This window comes from Janthinobacterium sp. BCJ23, assembly GCF_059617945.1.
Window position 1 is genome coordinate 91,182 of the sequence record NZ_JCAQAW010000005.1, and the last position, 18,975, is coordinate 110,156.

Genomic DNA, 18,975 nt, shown 5'->3' on the forward strand with positions numbered 1-18,975 from the left:
TCCCTCCTTACTCGTAGATGCGATCGGGGTCGAACACGCTGTCTGGCACGGGCGCGCCGAACATGCGCAGCCGTTCCGTAAAGCGCGGCCGCACGCCCGTGGCGCAGAAGTGGCCCTGCACCTTGCCGTCGGCATCGACGCCCGTCTGCTCGAAGCGGAAGATTTCATGCATGGCGATGATGTCGCCTTCCATGCCCGTCACTTCCTGCAGGCTGACCAGCTTGCGCGCGCCGTCCGTCAGGCGCGACACTTGCATCACCACCGTCACGGCCGAACAGATCTGCTGGCGCGTGGCGCGCGGCGTCAGGTTCACGTTGGCCATGCCGACCATGTTTTCCAGCCGCGCCAGCGCGTCGCGCGCCGTGTTCGAGTGGATGGTCGCCAGCGAGCCTTCATGGCCCGTGTTCATCGCCTGCAGCATGTCGAGCGCCTCGGCGCCGCGCACCTCGCCCAGGATGATGCGGTCGGGCCGCATGCGCAGCGCATTGCGCACCAGCGCGCGCTGGCTCACTTCGCCCTTGCCCTCGATATTCGGCGGGCGCGTTTCCAGGCGCACCACGTGCGGCTGGCGCAGCGCCAGTTCGGCCGCATCCTCGATGGTGACGATGCGCTCGCTGCCGGGGATGAAGCCGGACAGCACGTTGAGCAGGGTCGTCTTGCCGCTGCCCGTGCCGCCCGAGATCAGGATGTTGACCTTGGCCTGCCCCAGCGCCTGCAGCACCTGCACCATGGGCGGCGTCAGGCTTTTGTAATCGAGCAGGTTGGCGATCGTTAAAGGCTGCACGGCAAAGCGCCGGATCGACAGAATCGGTCCGTCGACGGCCAGCGGCGGAATGATGGCGTTCACGCGCGAACCGTCGGGCAGGCGCGCGTCGACCATCGGGCTCGATTCGTCGACCCGCCGTCCCACGCGCGAGACGATCTTTTCAATGATCTTCATCAGGTGCGCATTGTCGTGGAAGGTCACGTCCGTCAGCTGCAGCCGCCCGCCCCGTTCCACATACACCTTGTCGCAGGTATTGACGAGGATGTCGGACACGCTGGCATCGGCCAGCAAGGGCTCGAGCGGGCCAAAGCCCAGCATCTCGTGCTGGATGTCGAGCACCAGGCTATGGCGCTCATGCTGGTTCAGCACGATGCGTTCTTCCTCGATCACGCGCTGCACCAGCAGCGCCAGCTCGTGCTTGAACTGCTCCGCCGTCAGGCGTTTTAACCGTTCCAGGTCGATACGGTCGAGTATCGTCTGGTGCATGGTTTTTTTTAGTTCCTGGTAGGCGTGCAGCGCCAGCGCGCCTTGTCCATTCGTGGCGGGGCGCACCGTTTCATTCGCCGCCAGGCGTTCGCGTAAAGTCATCTCGGCTCCCATGATGGCTCCCGGCGGGAGCCTTGACATCGTTCATCGGCGACCGCGTCAAGCCTCGCTACGGCTGAACAAGCGGTCGAACAGGCCGCGGCTTTCCGTCACGCGGCGCGCCGTCACCAGTTCCACCAGTTCGGCCAGGCTGCGCGCCACGGCGCTGGTGCGCGACAGCTGCAGCAGCGGAATACCCTGGTTGACGGAATCGGTGGCGGCGATGTAATCGTTGGGCACCGTGTGCACCACCTCCGCGCCCAGCGCCTGCTCCAGGTCCGCCAGGCGCAGGCGCCCGCCCTTCTCATAGCGGTTGACGATCAGGCGCAGGCGCTCGCCCGGATAGCCGAGCGAACGGAAAATGTCAAGCAGGCGGCGCCCGTCGCGGATATCGGGCAAGGCCAGCTGCAGCACTGGATAGATGGCGTCGGCGTTGTCGAGCGCGCGCAGCGACAGCGCATCGATCTGGCGCCCCACGTCGAGCACGATGTAGTCGTAGTGCTGGCGCGCCACGGCCAGGATGCGGTCCATGTGCTCGGGCTGCATGTCGACCTTGTGCGACGGGTCGTCGGCCGCCGCCAGCACGCCGAAGTTCGGCGTCACGTGCACCAGGCACGAGGCGAGAAAGGCGCCGTCCATGCGCGCGATCTGCGCGCAGATGTCGGACAGGGTCATGGCCGGCTTCTGGTCCGACACGTACAAGGTGGCGTCGCCGAACTGGCCGTGCAGGTCGATCAGCAGCACCTTGCAGCCGGCCAGGCTGGCCAGCGCGTAGGAAAAATTCGTCGACAGGAAGGTGGCGCCGCTGCCGCCCTTGCACGAGATGAAGGCGAGGACTTTACCGTCGCGCATCTGCGTCACGCCGGCCTGGATATCGACCCTGTCCATCGCCTCGTGAAAGGCCTTGTGCACCAGCGGCAGCTGCAGCACTTCGCGCATGCCGGCGCGCATGGCGCGTATGAGCACATCCTGCTGCTGGCCGCGCGTGAGCAGCATCAGCACGGCCAGCGGATACTGGCGCGCCAGGCGCTCGAGCAGGTCGGCTTCATCGGCGTCGATGCCGCTGGCGTCGACGATCACCAGTTCCGGCGCTTCCGGCAGCATGCGCTCGACGGCGTCGCGCAGGCCGCTGCGCCGTTCCAGCAGGCGCAGCACGGGCATGCGGGCCGCCCCCTGCGCGGCAATTTCATCGTGCAAGCTGGCGTCGCGGCTAATCATCAAGGCTTTCATCGCACTTCCTCGCTTCTTTCAGGTCTACACATTCGGCTGCGCCGTCAAGTGGCGCTCAGGGACAAAAACCGGGATTGTCCGGATAGCCCAACGACTCGGCCACCGCCATGGTGGCGCCGTTGGGCAGGCGCACGGCGCCTGCTCCGGAGGGAAACATCACGTTCAGCAGCGGCAGGATGGGCCGGTATGGCACGCTCTCGCAACGCCCGCCGTCGCCAGGCACGCACAGGCGTGCGCGCACGAAACGGATGCAGCTGGCGCCATGCGGGTCGTCCAGGCAATTGATGCGGTTACGCTGCGGGCAACCCGGCATCACCGTTACCGGCACGGCCGCCAGCGCGGCGCCGCTGCTCGACTGCGACAGATAATCGATGCGCACATACGCGTCGCTGATGCCGCCGCCCAGCGGCAGCACGCCCGGCGCGGCGCGCAGCACGGCATGCGCGCGTACGGCCTGCAGCGCGCTTGCATTGCTAAAATCGGTGACGGCCGCGCCGCGCGCGGCACGCCGGGTAATCTCGTGCACCATATTCCATAGGTACACGGCGCGCGCCAATTCCAGCATGGCGAACAGGAAGAGAAAGAACAACAGCGCCAGCATGGCGAATTCGACGGCAAAAACGCCGCCCTGGCGCTGGCGGTGCAGGCGCAGGTTAATTGACATAGCGCAATGTCGCGTTGGAACGCAAGGGGATAGGCGCCAGCTGCGGCAGCCACGCGCGCGTCAGGTCGGGCAGAAAGACGATGGGCATGTCCACCGACACCTTGATATGCACCTGCTGCGGCGGCGTCGCGTAATTGCCGCAGTTGTAGGAATCGTCGGCATAGGTACAGTCCACGCTGACCCGGACGGACTCCATCGTGGGCCAGCTTTCCGCCATCGCCTCGACCACCATCTGCCGCGAAAATGCGACGCCCTGGGTCGCCGTGCCGATACTGGCCATCTGCGACAGCGGCATGGTCGCCAGGTAGCGCGCCGCATCGTGCGTACTTTTCTGCAGGGCCGTGTACACCAGCAGCGCGCGGCCGAACAGCAGCACGAAGGGCAACAGGCCCATGAAAAACAGCATGATCAGCGCCAGCTCGATGGCGGCGACACCATGCTGGCGGCGTGGCGCGCGGCAGGGCGGCCTCATTGCAGCAACTCCACGGGGCCCATCAGCGTGCCCTCGGCCGCCAGGCCGTCAAATTCGGCGCTCAGCACGCCATTGGTGGCCGGCGCCGTCATGAAGAAGCGGCCGATGCCGCGCACTTGCGCCAGCACGTCGCTGCCGGCCGGCAGCGGGCAGGCCAGCAAGGGAACATGCAGCAGACGCCGCTGTGCCACGCCCGTGTTGCCGGTCGGCGCCGTCTGGAATCCCAGCGTCTGGTATGGCGGCGTGGCAGGATAGCCGGACTTGGCGGCCGGCGCGGCGGGCAGGGCCGGATACAGCTTGCTCCAGTCGCTGGTGGCAAACGGCAGATAGCCGCCGGTCGACTTCACGCTGCTGTACTTGACCGCCCTGCCAAACGACCACAGCGGCCCGTAACTGCCGACGGCGGGCGGCGTCGCGTTCGATTCCGGATCGGCCACAGACAGCAGCGGATTGCCGGTGCTCAGGGCGCTTGGCGCGTCAGGCGTGTTCGTCATCCACCAGTTCGCGGCCGCATTCGGATAGGCGCGGATATTCGTGTCGGGCGGCGACGTGACGGGATGGCAGCCGCTGCCCGCGTGCAGGTTGAAGCGTGCGTTGAAGGCCGGCCACAAGGTGGCGGGAAACGGCCGGTGCACGTGCACTTGCGCGCTGCCGATGCGCGGGTACAGCACCGTGCCGCTGCACACAAACGGCAACATGCTGGTCTCGCCGACCTGCAGCGACGGTCCCACCACACCCGGCTGGCCCAGGGGATTGAGCACGAAATGTTCGGCCGCCGGGCCGTTCGGATTGAGTTTCAACAGGTTATACGCCACGCCGCGGCGAAAGCCATATTCCAGCAGCTCGACGGCCGGCAGCAGCGCCGCATTCGTGCGCGCACTGGCCGCGCTGGCCGACAGTGCGCAAACGGCCAGCGGCGTCAGGTTCAGACTGGTACGTCCCGCCACGGCGCGCGCGCCCGTGTCGAGGGTGCGCAGCGCCGGCGACCAGGCGCCCAGGAACGCCGTCGCCACCAGCCCCAGCGACGGCTCATTGGCCTGCGTATCGATGCGCACGAACAGCGCCGTGGCCGCATCGGGCACAGCGCCCGCCGCATGCCATTCGCTGGCGGGCGCGTCGGGCACGCTGGCGAAGCGGATGCTGGCGTCCGACAGGATGGCGCCCTGCATGCGGCGCCGCCATGCGCTCTTGTCGGCCGCGCTGCTCTTGGCCTTCGTCACGGCAGCAAGCAAGCCTTCGGGCGTGCCCACCAGTTCCGCAGCCGCCGCCAGCGCCGCGTTGTCGGCCAGGTTCTGCAATTCCGTCTTGCGGCCGATGACCTGGCCCACGTCGAGCGCCAGGCCGATAAAACCCAGCACCAGGATGAGCAGGATGGAAAAGGCGATCAGCATCGCCCCGCGCTGGCCCTGGCGTCTATTTGCCATTGCCGCCTCCCAGCATGAACTGCACCGGCTGCGGCGCCTGGCCGTTCGGTTCGACGAACGAGGCGCGGTAGCGCTGCATGACGGCGTGCGCGCTGGGCCCGTCCAGGCCGTCGGCAGGCTGGCGATTGCCCGCGCTGGCCGGATCGCGCACCTGCTGCGTCATGGCCAGGCGCACGGCGTCGCCGAAGCGCGGATCCAGCTGTGGCGTGCTGCTGTGTGCGCAGGCGGCCAGCAGCATGGCCAGGGCCAGCGCGGCCAGGCGCCGCAGCAATATCAGGAGCGAGTTCGGCATGGCGTGTCTCCCCGTCTCATTTCAACTCGAAGCCGTTGGCCGCGCGCGGTGGCGGCACGGACGGCGGCGCCAGCGGCAAGGTGCCTTCCATCTTGCCGCGCAACATCAAGTCCGTGCGCGAAGGCGGCGCCAGCTGCGCCGTCGGCAGCACGGTGTCCGCCGGCAAAGGTTTCACGAGATGCGCGGTAATGACGAACAGCAATTCCGTGCGGTCATGCTGGAAGTCCGTGCTGCGAAACAGCGCGCCGAGGATCGGCAGCTCGCTGAGCCACGGCACGCCCGTGATGTTGCTCACCTGGTTGTTCTTGATCAAGCCGCCGATGGCATAGCTCTGGCCGTCGTACAGCTGCACCGTGGTCGAGGCGCGCCGCGTGGTAATTACGGGCAAAATCGAGCGTCCACTGACGCCGGCGGCGGAAATGCCCACCCCCTCGCGCGACAGTTCCGACACTTCCGGCGCCACCTTCAGATTGATGCGCCCGCCGGACAGCACGGTGGGCGTAAAACGCAGGCCGACGCCATACTCGCGCTCTTCCAGGGTGATCTTGTTGTTGTCCTGGCCGACAGGAATGAAGATCTTGCCGCCGGCCAGAAAACTGCCCTCCTGCCCGCTGATCGCCATCACGGTCGGCTCGGCCAGGATGCGCACCAGGCCATCCTGTTTCTGCGCCTCGATGGTCAGCTGCTGGCCATTCGACTTGCGCACGTCGAGCAAGCCATTGGCCGTGCCGCTCAAGAAATTCGACAGCAAGGTGGTGGCCCAGCTGCCGGACGCGAAGCGCAAGGTGGCGCCCACTTCCAGGCGTTCCAGCAGCGACTTCGACACTTCAGCGATCTGCACGGCCAGCATCACCTGCTGCGGCGCGCTGACGTCGAGCATATTGATGATGCGGCTGTTTGCGCTGCCAGCGGACGCCGTGGCGGCCGCCGGCATGGCGGCGCCGTCGGCGGGCTTGGGCAGCGCCAGCGGTGCGGTAGCGCGGCGCACATACGCGTGCGCCAGCTCGGTGGCGCGCAGCACGGCCCCCGCATCCTGCACCGTGCCCGACAGCACCAGGGTGTCGGCCACGGCTGTCACGCGGATGGCTTTTTCTTCCGGCATCAGGGCTGCCAAGGTCGTTTGCAGGCCGGACGGGTCCATGCTGACGCTGACGTTCACCACGCTGCACACACCGCTCCTACCCTGGATGATCATATTCGTGCTGCCCACGTCGACACCGACCACATATAAAGTGTCGGGCGCGACCAGCATGGCTTGCAGCATGGCCGGATTGCCGACGCTGCGGGCCAGCACCGCCTCGGGCAGGCGCAGCATGCTCGACTTGCCCACCTGCAGCTGCAAGTTGCCCGGCGTCGCCGCTTCGCCGCCGCAGCGGGGGCCAGGATCGGCTGCCGCGCCGGCAAGCGGCAACAGCAGGCAGCACAGTGTCAGCAGGGCGCGGTTCATGAGCGTGTCCATGGTTGGCTAAAAACATTCGCGCGACTGGCGCGTCCCATCGATGACGGTGCTGCACTGGCGCTGTGGTTCCGGCGGCGCCTTCGCCACGCGCACCGGACGCGGCGCCACGGCCAGCACGGGGGCGGCGGCAGGCACGGGAGCAGGCTCGGCGTCGTGCGGTCCGCCCAGCAAGGTCAGCTTGGTGGCGCCCGCCGTCACGCCCGGCTGCGGATCGACCTGGTTGCGCAGCACCAGCGACAGGCTGCCCACGCTGCGCGCCAGGTCCAGGTTTTCCGCCTGTTCCGGCGTCACTTCCAGGGTCACGGCATTGACCACGCGCGGCTTGGTCTCGTCGCGCCCCACTTCCTGCGCCACAGCCAGCACGAGGATGCGTTCGAGCACGATCTTGGAAATGTTGCGGCTTTGCGGAAACGCGCGGTCGCCGGCATCTTGCTGGGTACTGACGATGATGTCGACATAGTTGCCCGGCAAGGCGAAGCCGGCCACGCCGATCACGTCGTTGACGCGCACGGTGATAGCGCGCCGCCCTTCCGTGATCAGGGCCGACAGGCCGCCCAAAGTGCCGACGGGCGCCAGCTTGGCCTCGCTCAGCGGTTCGCCGCGCAGCACGCTGGTTTTCAGCACGCGTCCCGCCAGTTTTGCCGGATCTTGCAGCGCGCCTTGCGGCAAGCTTTCCGCCGGCCACTCGGCCAGGCGCAGCATCTCGGGTGTCAGGCGCTGGCCCAGATTGACATCGGTGGAGGCGACGACGATCTTGCCCTTGCCGGCCGGCGTCTGGCGCAGCAGCCAGTGCGAGGCCAGCAGTACGGCCAGCAGACCCAGCACCACGGCCAGGGCCATCATCAGGAGGGCGCGCCGGTTTTTCATGCGATACGCTCGCACAGGCTGGCGGCCGGCATGTCGCAGCTGGCAAACAGGCTGCTCCAGGCCTGCTCCAGGGCGGCCACCGTCAGGCGCGCTTCACAGCCGGCAAAGCCGGCGAAGTCGCCCATGCGCGCCAGCAATTCCTGCGGATAGCTGGCCAGCAAGGGCCGTCCCTGCGCGCCATGCAGCTGCAGCAGATGGTTCAGGACCAGCTCGTCGATGGCCATACCGGCCAGCCGGCATTGCTGGCGGAACAGGGCGCGATAGGCGTTCTCGGCCAGCGGCCCCACCTGCACCTTGTAGCCGATGCGGCGCAGCAAGGCGGCGTCAAACAGCTCGCCCGGCGGCACGTTCGTGGCCAGCACGAGGGCATTGTCGAACGGCACGCTGATCTGCACGCCGCCGGGCAGGCCCAGCTGATCGCTGCCGCGCGCCAGCGGCTGCATCAGCCGTGTCAGCAATTCTTGCGCGCCCAGGCGCTGGCGGCCCAGGTCGTCGATGATCAGCATGCCGTTATTCGCCCGCACATGGGGCGGCGCCTGGTAGCAGCCGCCGCTGGCGTCATGGCGCAGTTCCAGCATGCCGGCGTCGAGCTCGGCGCCCACGTGGATCACGGGACGCTGGCACAGCACCCAGCGAATATCCGTGCTGCGGCGTTCCAGCGCCTGGCGCGCATGGCTGACGTGCTGCGGCGCGGGCGGCAGGTGCTGGGCCGGATCGTACAACTGGATGATGTCGTGGCCGACGACGATGGCGTAGGGCACGGCGACGAGGCCGTGCAGCAATTGTCCCAGCTGCAATGCCAGGGTGGACTTGCCGCTGCCGGGCGGACCGTACAGCAACAGCGAGCGCCCCGAATGCAGGGCCGCGCCGACCACGTCAAGCATGCCCGGCCCCGCATGGGCACCACCGAGCACGGCGGCCAGGTCATCGCTGCCGACGCGCTGTTCCTGTGCCAGCCACGACTGGCGCGCCACCATGGCGCGGTACGCTTCCAGGGTGACGGGCGCGGCGCCGATATACGCGCAGCGTTCGAGGAAGGTGCTGGCGCGCTGCTTGCCGGCGCTCGTCAGCTGGTACTGCACGTCGATATCGGATTCGCCGCGCCAGGCCACTTCGGCCATCTGCTCCGTCACCATGAAATCGAGCACTTCGCGCAAGATATTGATCGACAGGCGCAAGCGCGTCGTCAGCGCGGACAGGTGCGTCTTGCCGCCCACAAACATCAGCTTGGCGATCAGTTCGACGACGAGCGGCCGCTCGAGTCCCGTTTCACGCAAGCTCTTCGGCTGCGGCGGCAAGGGCGGCATCAGGTTCGCGTCGGCAGGGCGCGGCACGCTGTCGGTGCTCATGGAATAGTCGACCTCGGTCATGCTGCGTCTCCAAGCCGGTTAGGACTGCATTGAACAGAATTCATTCTAGCGAGCGAGAACTGGCGTCCATTGATTCAGAGCAATGAATACCAATCAGAAATAATTCCGCCCTTGCACCACCAGGCAGCCCAGGGCAACGGCCAGTCCGTACGGCATGTTGCCCACGCTGGCGCCGCTGCCCAGCGCGCTTGGCGCCGGCGGAATGCCGGCCATGCGCGCGATCATCGGCCACATCAGCTGACGCAGATTGCCGAGGCAAACGCGCCACTTGCCCTGCCAGGTGATCATCAGCACGGCCATCACGCCGCCCAGGACAAATGTGGCAAAACAGATCTGCAGCACGGGCCAGGGACCGGCAAAGGCGCCCACCATGGCGATCAGCTTGACGTCGCCGGCGGCCATGCCGCGCAGCACATACAAGGGTAAAAAGAGGAAGAACCCCGTTGCCATGCCGCCCAGCACCAGTTGCGGCACGCGGTGCGGCCACAGCCACAAATGCAGCGCCAGCGCGGCGAGCATGCCCGCCAGCACCAGCCAATTCGGAATCTTGCGTTGGATCAAATCACTGACGGCGGCCCCCGTCACAAAGCACAGCAGCAGCAGGTCGCACAAGGCAGTTGCAGGCATGGCACACCTCCCGAAAAAAAACCGCCACTGGCCGGCCAGCGGCGGGCACCCGCTTAGGGCGTCAACACCAGATTCGACGAAATATCGGTGAGGACGGCCAGCAAGTTGGTCTTGATCAGCAAGAAACCGGCCGTGATGGCGGTAGCCATCAACGCCGCGATCAGGCCGTATTCGATTGCCGTAATGCCATCCTCATCCTTGACAAACTGCTGTACTGCCGACAGGAAGGTATGCATGACAAGCTCCCAAAAGTGAATCACAAGTCCCTGGCGCAATCGGGTGGGAAACATTGTCCTTTCCTGCTAATATGTTTCCTGCCGTAAATTTCTGCGCCATTACATTGACTATAAAGCGTCCACGTTTTGGCAAATTGACGCGCCACAAGTTTCCACATGGAAATTATCAAACTCTGGTGAAATGGCGGCTGGCGCAAACAAATGTTGCGATCCGGATTGAAAGCCTGCGTCAGGGCAAGTTTTTTGCAATGCAGTGCATGAATCTCATGTATTTACATGAAATATTGCATACGTTAATTGCCTATTAGGCAAAAAGACATTATCCTGCTTAGCTCTTCTTTGGAAAGGCCTCTCGCCCGGCGGTACAGAGCGTCATGCCACCAAATAAATCTTGGCTTCTTGTAGACGGACGCGAACATGCTCTTGCTTGATGCAATGCTGGTATGACGACACTTGTGTGACCACTTTCCAGAGATCGACAATGGATTCCCTACTGAAACACATGGTGGACATGACCGGGCACCGCGACCACACGATGCTCGACATCTCCGTGATCTCGGCGGTCCAGGAACTCGCTGCCGCGTCGCAGACCCGTGTGTTGGCGCTGACCACCGTGCGTGGCCAGGTGTTCGTGCGGTCGCGGGCCATCATCGTGGCGGGCAGCGTAGCCCGCATGGAAGAGCATAACGACCCGACCCTGCCAGGCGAACCGCTGTCCGACTACCCGGCTCTGGCCGCCTGCATCAAGCGCCATGAAGCGAGCGCCGACACTCTGTGCGCGGACGGCCGCCACCTGCTGTGGCTGCCCATCTGGATCAGCGACCAGGTCACCACCTGCCTGGAAATCACCAATCCCACGCCGTATACGGGCGCCACCATCCAGGTGATCGGCGGCATCGTCAGCGTGTACCGCAATTTCCAGAACCTGCTCGACTACAGCGAACGCGATTCGCTCACCGGCTTGTTGAACCGCAAGACCTTCGACGACCAGCTGGCGAAAATCCTGCACAGCCGCGGCGAACCGGAAGCGGAAAAGCCGCGTCCCGTCGATGAAGAGCGGCGCCACCATACGGACACCGAACGGCAATGGCTGGCCGTGATCGACGTCGATCATTTCAAGCTGGTCAACGATAAATTTGGCCACCTGTATGGCGATGAAGTGCTGATCCTGATCGCCAACCAGCTGCAATCGTCGTTCCGCTCGCAAGACCGCATCTTCCGCTTCGGCGGCGAGGAATTCGTCGTGCTGCTGCGCTCGATCACCCTGGAAAATGCACAGAAAATCATCGACCGCTTCCGCACCAATGTCGAAGCGCACGACTTCCCGCAAGTGGGCAGAGTGACCGTCAGCGTGGGCTTCGTCAGCATCAACGCCTACGAAGCGCCCGTCATCATCCTCGGCCGCGCCGACCAGGCCTTGTATTACGCCAAGAGCCATGGCCGCAATCTGGCGTGCCACTACGACGAACTGGTGGCAAAAGGCTTGCTGACAACCATTACCTCGAACGATACGGCAGAGTTTTTCTAAGCGTCTGCAAGGGAAAGAAAACGCATGGGATCGACTTGCCACTTGGCGGCCGACTCATGGCCGACGATCTTGTCGGCGCCGCCGAAGCCGAAGCCGCGCGACAGATCGACCGTTTCCGGCTTGATGTAGGTCTTGCTCTTCGTACTGAAAAACACATTGACCTTTGGCGCCAGCAGATTGCTTTCGTGCGCCTCGATGACGACGGCCAGGCGGCCCGATTCCAGCATCACCATGGTGCCCACCGGATAAATTCCCACGCAGCGCATGAAATCCTGCGCGAACACGGGATTGAAGTGGAATTTGCTCCACTCATAGATCTTGCGCAAGGCTTCGGCGGCGGGAATACCCTTGTGATAGCTGCGGTCCGACGTCAGCGCGTCATACACGTCGACGATGGCGGCCATCTGCGCCAGCTCGCTGATGGCGTCGCCAGCCAGCTGGTCCGGGTAGCCGCTGCCGTCGCGCCGTTCGTGATGGTGCAAGGTAATGTCGAGGGGAATGGCGCCCACCTCGGGCGACTGGCGCAGGATGTCATAGCCGTCGCGCGGATGGCGCTTGATCTGGATAAACTCTTCCGAGCTCAGGGGGCCCGGCTTGTTCAGCACGCTATCGGGCACCAGCGCCTTGCCCGTGTCGTGCAGCAAGCCGCCGAGACCGGCCTGGTGCGTGGTGGCCGCATCGATGCCGCGCGAGCGGCAAAACGCCACCAGCAGCGCGCACACGCTGACGGAATGCAGGAAGGTGTAGTCATCCTTGCTCTTGATGCGCAACAAGCCGACGAGGGCGCCGGGATTGCGCAGGATCGATTCGGTAATATCCTGCACCGTGTGCTGCACGCGGTCGAGCTCGACCGCCTTGCCCAGGCGCACATCAGCCATCACCGTGCGCACCAGGCTGGCCGCCTGCCGCCGCACCTGCGTGGCGCGCGCCAGTTCCATGCCCAGCGACACGCGCGTGACCACTTGCGGCGGCGTGGCGATCTGCACCAGTTCGCGTTCCGTGTCAGCCTGCGCCTGCGCCACCGTGGGCGCGTCCTGCACGTCGAGGCCCTTGCCGCTGTCGATCACCACGTCGTGGATGCCGGCCTGCACGATCTTGCGGATTTCATCGTCGCTGCGCAACAGGAAACGGTTGCGCACGAATGGATGCGTCATCCAGTCGCAGCTGAGGTCATGAATGTACATGCCCACTTTTAATTGAGACGAATCAACTTTCTTGAGCATGCTGTCATCCCACAAATACGCGGCTGGAACACCGAAGGCGTTAGAATGAGTATAACAAAATTGTTATTCTGCTGGCCGCGTTCGGCGCTGCGGCGCAATATGCTGCTTTTCCGCTCAACGCACCGCTTTTTGGGACCCATGGAACTGCGCCAATTACGCTACTTTGTTGCCATCGTCGACCACGGCTCGCTGTCGCGCGCGGCCCTGATCCTGCACGTGGCGCAGCCGGCCCTGACGCAGCAGCTGCGCCAGCTGGAAGAGGAACTGGGCGTGCAGCTGCTGCACCGCTCGGCGCAGGGCGTACTCAGTACGGACGCGGGCAAGGTGTTTTACGAACATGCGCAAGCGATTTTGAAACAGGTGGCCGACGCCCGCTCGGCCGTCACGCAAAGCGCCACGCGACCGTCCGGCAACGTCACCCTGGGCTTGCCGCACAGCATATCGGGCGCGCTGGCCCTGCCTCTGCTGCTGGCCGCGCGCGAACGCTACCCTGAAATCACCCTGCAACTGACGGAAGAAATCACGGGCAACCTCAATGAACAGCTCAAATCGGGACGCATCAACCTGGCCGTGCTGTTCGACGATGGCCAGCTGACCCCGTTTGCCTGCAGTCCCCTGGTGGAAGAAGAGATGCGTTTCATCTGCCGCAGCGATTCACCGTTCGCGCCCGCGGGCTCGGCGCTGTCGTTCCCGCAGGCGTTGAGCGCCACCCTGATCCTGCCGGGCCTGCAGCATGGCGTGCGCCCGCGCATCGACAGCCGCGCCCGCGAACTGGGCCTCGAGACGGCGAACGTGATCGAGATCAACTCGATCGCCATCCTGAAATCAGCCATCCTGGCCGGCATGGGCGCCACCATCCTGCCAGCCGCGCCCCTGCTGGCCGAACTCGACAGCGGCGCCATGCGCAGCTACGCCATCCACAGCCCCGTCCTGTCGCGCACGGTCGCCCTGTGCGCCTCGAAAAACATTCCCCTGACGAATGCGGGCAACGCCGTGAAAAACCTCGTGCTGCAAGTGGCCGCCGAGCTGTGCGGTAGCGGGCGCTGGGTGGGGGCGCATGTGCTCTCGCCCATGGCATAAGTATTTCTTATACCCCCATCGGCAAACCATATTTGCCCCTCTCCCCCACTCGTTCTACACTGACCACATTAACTATTTTAAATTTAAAATAGTTATGTGCCGCCCACACGCGGCCATCCCGTCTGCACAGCGCGCGCCTTACCGGGCGCGTCCCTTGTACAGCCGTCATCTGAAACACCCTTTTGGAGACAGCCATGTCCGTGACCACGGAAAACGGCTCCGCAGCGTTCGCTAGAAACGCCGGTGCCGCGCCATCTACACCCCCCGACACTTCCCGTTTGACCACCGTCAGCCTCGACGACAAATACACGGCCACTTCCGGCGCCATCTTCCTGTCCGGCATCCAGGCCCTCGTACGTCTGCCGATGATGCAGCGCCTGCGCGACCAGGCTGCTGGCCTGAACACGGCCGGTTTCATCTCCGGCTACCGCGGTTCGCCCTTGGGCGGCCTCGACGAGAACCTGTGGAAAGCCAAGAAACAGCTGGAAGCGCACCACGTGCAGTTCGTGCCCGGCGTCAATGAAGACCTGGCCGCGACCGCCGTCTGGGGTTCGCAGCAGGTCGACCTGATCGGCCCGGCCAAGTACGACGGCGTGTTCGCCATGTGGTACGGCAAGGGTCCTGGCGTGGACCGCTGCGGCGATGTCTTCAAGCACATGAACCATGCGGGCACAGCGAAACTGGGCGGCGTGCTGCTGGTGGCCGGCGACGACCATGGCGCCTATTCGTCGACCCTGCCGCACCAGTCCGACCATTTGTTCTCCGCCTCGATGATCCCCGTCCTGTATCCATGCAATGTGCAGGAATACCTGGACCTCGGCATCCACGGCTGGGCCATGTCGCGCTTTTCCGGCTGCACGGTCGCTTTCAAGGCCCTGGCCGACACGGTCGAATCGTCGGCCTCCATCGATGCCGACCCGTTCCGCGTGGAAGTAAAAATTCCGCAGGATTTCCAGATGCCTGAAGGCGGCCTGAACGCGCGCCTGTCGAGCATCCCGCTGGGCCAGCAGGCGCGCAACCAGGAAGCGCTGATGCAGGATTACAAGATCTATGCGGCCCTGGCCTACGCGCGAGAAAACAGGCTCAACCACACCACCATCGACAGCCCGAACGCCAAGCTGGGCATCATCGCGTCCGGCAAATCCTACCTGGACGTGCTCGAGGCGCTGGAAGAGCTGGGCATCGACGAGCAAATGGCGGCCGACGTCGGCATGCGCCTGTTCAAGGTCGCCATGCCGTGGCCGCTGGAACCGGACAGCGTGCGCGAATTCGCGCAAGGCCTCGATGAAATCCTCGTTGTCGAAGAAAAACGGCAAATCGTCGAATACCAATTAAAAGAGCAGCTGTACAACTGGCGCGACGACGTGCGCCCACGCGTGATCGGCAAGTTCGACGAAAAAGGCGAATGGGTGGCGCCGCGCGGCGAATGGCTGCTGACCTCGAAGGCGGATTTTTCCGTCTCGCAAGTGGCGCGTGTCATCGCCAGCCGCATCGCGCGCCTGATTTCCGACCCCGTCACGTGCGACCTGATCAAGGCGCGCCTGAGCTTCCTCGACGCCAAGGATGCGGTATTAAAGAAAGCCGTGAACACGCCGTTCCGCCCCGCGTTTTACTGCTCCGGCTGCCCGCACAACACCTCGACCAAGGTACCCGACGGCAGCCTGGCGCTGGCCGGCATCGGCTGCCACGTGATGGCCACCTCGATCTACCCGGAAATGAACAAGCTGACCACGCACATGGGCGGCGAAGGCGCGCCATGGATCGGGCAAGCCGCGTTCTCGGAACTGCCGCACGTGTTCCAGAACCTGGGCGACGGCACATATTTCCATTCCGGTTATCTGGCCATCCGTGCCGCGCAGGCGGCCAAGGTGAATATCACTTACAAAATCCTCTACAACGACGCCGTCGCCATGACGGGAGGCCAGCCCGTGGACGGCCTCATCACCGTCCCGATGATGGCGCAGCAGGTGGCGGCCGAAGGCATCGCCCGCATTGCGCTGGTGACGGAAGACCTGAGCCGCTACAGCGACCGCAGCAACCTGCCCGCCCACCTGACCTTGCACGACCGCAAGGACATGGATGCCGTGCAGCGCGAATTGCGCGAAGTGCAAGGCGTATCCGTACTGATCTACGACCAGACGTGCGCGGCAGAGAAACGCCGGCGCCGCAAAAAAGGCGAGTATCCAGACATAGCCAAGCGCATGGTCATCAACGACGCCGTCTGCGAAGGCTGCGGCGACTGCGGCGTGCAGTCGAACTGCGTGTCCATCTTGCCGAAAGAGACGGAATTTGGCCGCAAGCGCACCATCGACCAATCCTCGTGCAACAAGGATTACTCGTGCGCCAAGGGTTTCTGCCCCAGCTTCGTCACTGTCGAAGGCGGCAGCCTGAAGAAGACCAAGACGGGCGCGAGCAAAGCGGGCGAGACGGACAACTTCGGCCCGCTGCCGGAACCCGTCCTGCCCGCTTGCGACGCACCGTACAACATCCTCATCAACGGCATCGGCGGCACCGGTGTCATCACCGTCGGCGCCCTGATGGGCATGGCGGCGCACCTGGAAGGCAAGGGCGCGTCCGTGCTGGACATGACGGGCATGTCGCAAAAGAACGGTTCCGTCACCTCTCACGTGAAAATCGCCAAATCCCCCGCGCACATCCGCGCCCAGCGCATCGCCACGGGCGAAGCGGATCTGATCCTGGGCTGCGACATGCTGACGGCCGGGGCGCAGGATGCCGTGTCGAAAATGCGTCCGGGCCGCAGCTTGGCCGTCGTCAATCTGCACGAGCAGCCGCCGGGCACGTTTGCGCAGAATGCGGACTGGCAATATCCGACGGCGGAAGTGCGCCAGCTGATCGAGGAATCCGTCGGCGGCGCCGATGCGGCCGACTTCATCGACGCCACCAAACTGGCCACCGCGCTGATGGGCGACTCGATTGCCGCCAACTTGTTCATGCTCGGCTACGCCTGGCAAAAGGGCCGTATCCCGTTGACGGAAGCGGCCTTGCTGCGCGCCATCGAATTGAATGGCGTGGGCATCGAATCGAACAAGAAGAGTTTCCTGTGGGGCCGCCGCGCCGCCGTCGACGTGCGCAAGGTGACGCAAATCGCCACGCCAGCGCAAGCGATCATCGTGCAAATGCCGCAAAGCCTCGACAGCGTCATCAAGAAGCGCGTGGAATTCCTCACGGCCTACCAAAACGCCGCGTATGCGGATGGTTATGCGACCTTGGTGAAACAGGTGCGCGACCGCGAAAACACCCTGGGACTGGGCCAGAAACTGTCGACGGCTGTCGCCAAGAGCTATTTCAAATTGCTGGCCTACAAGGATGAATACGAAGTGGCGCGCCTGTACACGGATGGCCGTTTCGTGGAGCAATTGCAGCAGCAGTTCGAAGGGAATTTCTCCGTCAAATTCAACCTGGCGCCGCCGCTGTTCGCGAAAAAAGATGCGAAAGGGCATCTGGTGAAAGCGGAGTTCGGTTCGTGGATGGGGCGCGCCTTCAAGCTGCTGGCCAAAGCCAAGGGCTTGCGCGGCGGCACCTTCGACCTCTTCGGCTACACGGCCGAGCGCAAGATGGAACGCGCGCTGATCGTCGAATACCGCGAACTGCTGGCCGGCCTGCTGGTCAACCTGACGGCGGACAACCTGGCCACCTGCGTGGAACTGGCTTCCCTGCCCGAGAAAATCCGCGGCTTCGGCCACGTCAAGGAAGCGGCAGTCGATACTTACCGCAAGGATAAGGCGAGACTATTGGCCGTGCTGGCGGATGGAAGCAAGCACGCGGCATAAAAGACAACGCAGAGCCTCGGCTCTGCGTTTTTTTATTCGGGGCAGCGCCCCACCGTCGCTCCCGGCAACAGCACCGGCTGCCAGATTTCCTGCAGCCGTTCCGGCGGCGTGCCGGCCAGCAGCGATTCCAGCATTTCGACCATTTTCGCGCCGGCGCGACGCAGGTCGGGCTGGTCGATGGTGGTGACGTTGATGCCGATCAAGGTGTCTTCCACATTGCCCCAGACGATGACGGAGATTTCCTTGCCGATCTCGATGCCCGCATCCATCAGCGCGCGCACCACGCCCACGCCGGACAAATGGTTGTCGACGATGACGGCCGTGGGTCGGGGCGAGCAGGCCAGCAATTGCTGCATGGCCTGGTAGCCGCTGCGGCGATCAAAAGTATTGTCGAGCAGATAGGCGGGATCGACCGGCAAGCCCGCTTGGGCCATGCAGCGGATAAAGCTTTCCTTACGCTCATACGCAAAATGCAGATCCAGCGGGGCGCTCAGCAGGGCGATGCGCTGGTGGCCATGCGCCGCCAGGAAAGACACGGCCAGGTCGATGCCCGTGTCGTTGTCGTAGTCAAAATAGGCGTACGGCGCATCGATGCGCGTGCGGCCATTCGCGACAAAGGGAAAGCCGACTTTCGTCAGGTAGGCGATGCGCTCGTCGACCACCTTGGTGCGGCCCACCACCAGGCCATCGACCTGGCGCCCGCGCACCATGTTTTCATACGAGGGCTGTTCGTTCTGCGGCGACACGGGCGCGATGATCAAACTCATCTTCGACGCTTCGACGGCGTCGGACATGCCATTGACCACGGAAAGAAAGACGCTGTCGCCCAGGTCGCTGGGCAGCAACGGGTAGATCATGCCGAGCACATTCGTGCGGCCGACGGCCAGGCTGCGCGCAAGCGGATTGGGCCGGTAGCCGACTTTCTTGGCGGCGGCCAGGACGATTTCACGGGTGCGGGAATTGACTTCCGGATAGCCGTTCAACGCCCTGCTGACTGTCGTTTTCGACATGCCGAGGGCAATTGCGAGGCTCTTGAGATTCATGTTAACTACCTGTCTGTATGGCAAAAGAAACCAACTCTGACCGTCCATTATAGCCCAGAGCGCCAAACAGGCCGCGCATTAGCGGGCGCAGACATGGTACAAAAAACAACAATACATTGACTATCTAAAAAGCAACGTTTTAAATGTGAGCACTTGTGCCTCTCTACGGCACGGCGTCACCGATGGCTGATAAACAATGCTCGCAGGCGACAGCATGTGCTCACTTCGACAATCATTGCCTCACCTTTGGCATGCCGCTTCGGCAACACAGGGCGCGCGCGATAGCATTATCAAGAAAACATATTTACTGGAACTGTG

16 protein-coding genes are annotated in these 18,975 nt (G+C 64.1%); 3 read left to right on the forward strand and 13 right to left on the reverse strand.

Features of this window, described 5'->3' with window-relative positions; all coding sequences use genetic code 11:
* Nucleotides 1-7: 7 nt before the first annotated feature.
* From AC54AG_RS17340 to AC54AG_RS17390, 11 genes are all read right to left on the reverse strand, one after another.
* The gene (locus AC54AG_RS17340; protein ID WP_080698639.1) at nt 8-1,354 is read right to left on the reverse strand and encodes a TadA family conjugal transfer-associated ATPase; all 1,347 of its coding nucleotides are present in this window, start codon (nt 1,352-1,354) and stop codon (nt 8-10) included.
* A gap of 57 nt (nt 1,355-1,411) precedes the next feature.
* Entirely contained in the window at nt 1,412-2,581 is a 1,170-nt protein-coding gene (locus tag AC54AG_RS17345) for a CpaE/TadZ family protein (RefSeq protein ID WP_034752983.1), read from the reverse strand.
* Nucleotides 2,582-2,636: 55 nt separating this feature from the next.
* Nucleotides 2,637-3,245 carry a TadE/TadG family type IV pilus assembly protein gene (locus tag AC54AG_RS17350; RefSeq protein WP_496631065.1) on the reverse strand — a complete coding sequence of 203 codons (609 nt, stop codon included), beginning with the start codon at nt 3,243-3,245 and terminating at the stop codon, nt 2,637-2,639.
* The gene (locus AC54AG_RS17355; protein WP_070304501.1) at nt 3,235-3,717 is read right to left on the reverse strand and encodes a TadE/TadG family type IV pilus assembly protein; all 483 of its coding nucleotides are present in this window, start codon (nt 3,715-3,717) and stop codon (nt 3,235-3,237) included. Before AC54AG_RS17355 ends, AC54AG_RS17350 begins: the two co-directional genes overlap by 11 nt.
* Nucleotides 3,714-5,141, reverse strand: a complete 1,428-nt coding sequence (locus tag AC54AG_RS17360; RefSeq protein WP_496631067.1) for a pilus assembly protein TadG-related protein — start codon at nt 5,139-5,141, stop codon at nt 3,714-3,716. The genes AC54AG_RS17355 and AC54AG_RS17360 overlap by 4 nt, the downstream gene beginning before the upstream one ends.
* Nucleotides 5,131-5,433 carry a hypothetical protein gene (locus AC54AG_RS17365; RefSeq protein WP_319992076.1) on the reverse strand — a complete coding sequence of 101 codons (303 nt, stop codon included), beginning with the start codon at nt 5,431-5,433 and terminating at the stop codon, nt 5,131-5,133. Before AC54AG_RS17365 ends, AC54AG_RS17360 begins: the two co-directional genes overlap by 11 nt.
* Before the next feature lie 16 nt (nt 5,434-5,449).
* Nucleotides 5,450-6,880: a type II and III secretion system protein family protein gene (locus AC54AG_RS17370; RefSeq protein WP_496631068.1), complete on the reverse strand. Its 1,431-nt coding sequence runs from the start codon at nt 6,878-6,880 to the stop codon at nt 5,450-5,452.
* An 18-nt stretch (nt 6,881-6,898) separates the two neighbouring features.
* Complete coding sequence (cpaB, locus tag AC54AG_RS17375; RefSeq protein WP_034752978.1) at nt 6,899-7,759, reverse strand: Flp pilus assembly protein CpaB; 861 nt, start codon at nt 7,757-7,759, stop codon at nt 6,899-6,901.
* Nucleotides 7,756-9,129, reverse strand: a complete 1,374-nt coding sequence (locus AC54AG_RS17380; protein WP_072455856.1) for an ATP-binding protein — start codon at nt 9,127-9,129, stop codon at nt 7,756-7,758. The genes cpaB and AC54AG_RS17380 overlap by 4 nt, the downstream gene beginning before the upstream one ends.
* Nucleotides 9,130-9,222: 93 nt before the next feature.
* Nucleotides 9,223-9,756 (reverse strand): A24 family peptidase, encoded by a 534-nt coding sequence (locus AC54AG_RS17385; RefSeq protein ID WP_496631070.1) that lies wholly within the window; start codon nt 9,754-9,756, stop codon nt 9,223-9,225.
* Between the two features lie 53 nt (nt 9,757-9,809).
* A complete protein-coding gene (locus AC54AG_RS17390; protein WP_034752975.1) occupies nt 9,810-9,992 on the reverse strand; it encodes a Flp family type IVb pilin in 183 nt (60 codons plus the stop codon).
* A gap of 481 nt (nt 9,993-10,473) precedes the next feature.
* On the opposite strand from AC54AG_RS17390, the gene AC54AG_RS17395 reads away from it, so the two are divergent.
* Nucleotides 10,474-11,520 (forward strand): GGDEF domain-containing protein, encoded by a 1,047-nt coding sequence (locus AC54AG_RS17395; RefSeq protein ID WP_496631071.1) that lies wholly within the window; start codon nt 10,474-10,476, stop codon nt 11,518-11,520.
* Here AC54AG_RS17395 and AC54AG_RS17400 read toward each other — a convergent pair.
* Entirely contained in the window at nt 11,517-12,743 is a 1,227-nt protein-coding gene (locus tag AC54AG_RS17400) for an HD-GYP domain-containing protein (protein WP_034752972.1), read from the reverse strand. The two genes, AC54AG_RS17395 and AC54AG_RS17400, sit on opposite strands and share 4 nt — an antisense overlap.
* A 138-nt stretch (nt 12,744-12,881) precedes the next feature.
* Here AC54AG_RS17400 and AC54AG_RS17405 point away from each other — a divergent pair, with 138 nt between their 5' ends.
* Both AC54AG_RS17405 and AC54AG_RS17410 read left to right on the forward strand, forming a co-directional pair.
* Nucleotides 12,882-13,823, forward strand: a complete 942-nt coding sequence (locus AC54AG_RS17405) for a LysR substrate-binding domain-containing protein (protein WP_034752970.1) — start codon at nt 12,882-12,884, stop codon at nt 13,821-13,823.
* 194 nt (nt 13,824-14,017) lie between these two features.
* Nucleotides 14,018-17,614 (forward strand): indolepyruvate ferredoxin oxidoreductase family protein, encoded by a 3,597-nt coding sequence (locus AC54AG_RS17410; protein WP_496631072.1) that lies wholly within the window; start codon nt 14,018-14,020, stop codon nt 17,612-17,614.
* Between the two features lie 32 nt (nt 17,615-17,646).
* On the opposite strand, the gene AC54AG_RS17415 is transcribed toward AC54AG_RS17410, so the two are convergent.
* Nucleotides 17,647-18,657 carry a substrate-binding domain-containing protein gene (locus AC54AG_RS17415; protein WP_034752966.1) on the reverse strand — a complete coding sequence of 337 codons (1,011 nt, stop codon included), beginning with the start codon at nt 18,655-18,657 and terminating at the stop codon, nt 17,647-17,649.
* Nucleotides 18,658-18,975: the final 318 nt, after the last annotated feature.

Bases quoted from the DNA above. Each gene is read 5' to 3' on its own strand.
- AC54AG_RS17350 (WP_496631065.1), bottom strand. From the start codon at position 3,245: ATGTCAATTAACCTGCGCCTGCACCGCCAGCGCCAGGGCGGCGTTTTT.
- AC54AG_RS17415 (WP_034752966.1), bottom strand. From the start codon at position 18,657: ATGAATCTCAAGAGCCTCGCAATTGCCCTCGGCATGTCGAAAACGACA.
- AC54AG_RS17395 (WP_496631071.1), top strand. From the start codon at position 10,474: ATGGATTCCCTACTGAAACACATGGTGGACATGACCGGGCACCGCGAC.
- AC54AG_RS17345 (WP_034752983.1), bottom strand. From the start codon at position 2,581: ATGAAAGCCTTGATGATTAGCCGCGACGCCAGCTTGCACGATGAAATT.
- AC54AG_RS17370 (WP_496631068.1), bottom strand. From the start codon at position 6,880: ATGAACCGCGCCCTGCTGACACTGTGCTGCCTGCTGTTGCCGCTTGCC.
- AC54AG_RS17405 (WP_034752970.1), top strand. From the start codon at position 12,882: ATGGAACTGCGCCAATTACGCTACTTTGTTGCCATCGTCGACCACGGC.
- AC54AG_RS17380 (WP_072455856.1), bottom strand. From the start codon at position 9,129: ATGACCGAGGTCGACTATTCCATGAGCACCGACAGCGTGCCGCGCCCT.
- AC54AG_RS17355 (WP_070304501.1), bottom strand. From the start codon at position 3,717: ATGAGGCCGCCCTGCCGCGCGCCACGCCGCCAGCATGGTGTCGCCGCC.
- AC54AG_RS17365 (WP_319992076.1), bottom strand. From the start codon at position 5,433: ATGCCGAACTCGCTCCTGATATTGCTGCGGCGCCTGGCCGCGCTGGCC.
- AC54AG_RS17385 (WP_496631070.1), bottom strand. From the start codon at position 9,756: ATGCCTGCAACTGCCTTGTGCGACCTGCTGCTGCTGTGCTTTGTGACG.
- cpaB (WP_034752978.1), bottom strand. From the start codon at position 7,759: ATGAAAAACCGGCGCGCCCTCCTGATGATGGCCCTGGCCGTGGTGCTG.
- AC54AG_RS17400 (WP_034752972.1), bottom strand. From the start codon at position 12,743: ATGCTCAAGAAAGTTGATTCGTCTCAATTAAAAGTGGGCATGTACATT.
- AC54AG_RS17390 (WP_034752975.1), bottom strand. From the start codon at position 9,992: ATGCATACCTTCCTGTCGGCAGTACAGCAGTTTGTCAAGGATGAGGAT.
- AC54AG_RS17410 (WP_496631072.1), top strand. From the start codon at position 14,018: ATGTCCGTGACCACGGAAAACGGCTCCGCAGCGTTCGCTAGAAACGCC.
- AC54AG_RS17340 (WP_080698639.1), bottom strand. From the start codon at position 1,354: ATGACTTTACGCGAACGCCTGGCGGCGAATGAAACGGTGCGCCCCGCC.
- AC54AG_RS17360 (WP_496631067.1), bottom strand. From the start codon at position 5,141: ATGGCAAATAGACGCCAGGGCCAGCGCGGGGCGATGCTGATCGCCTTT.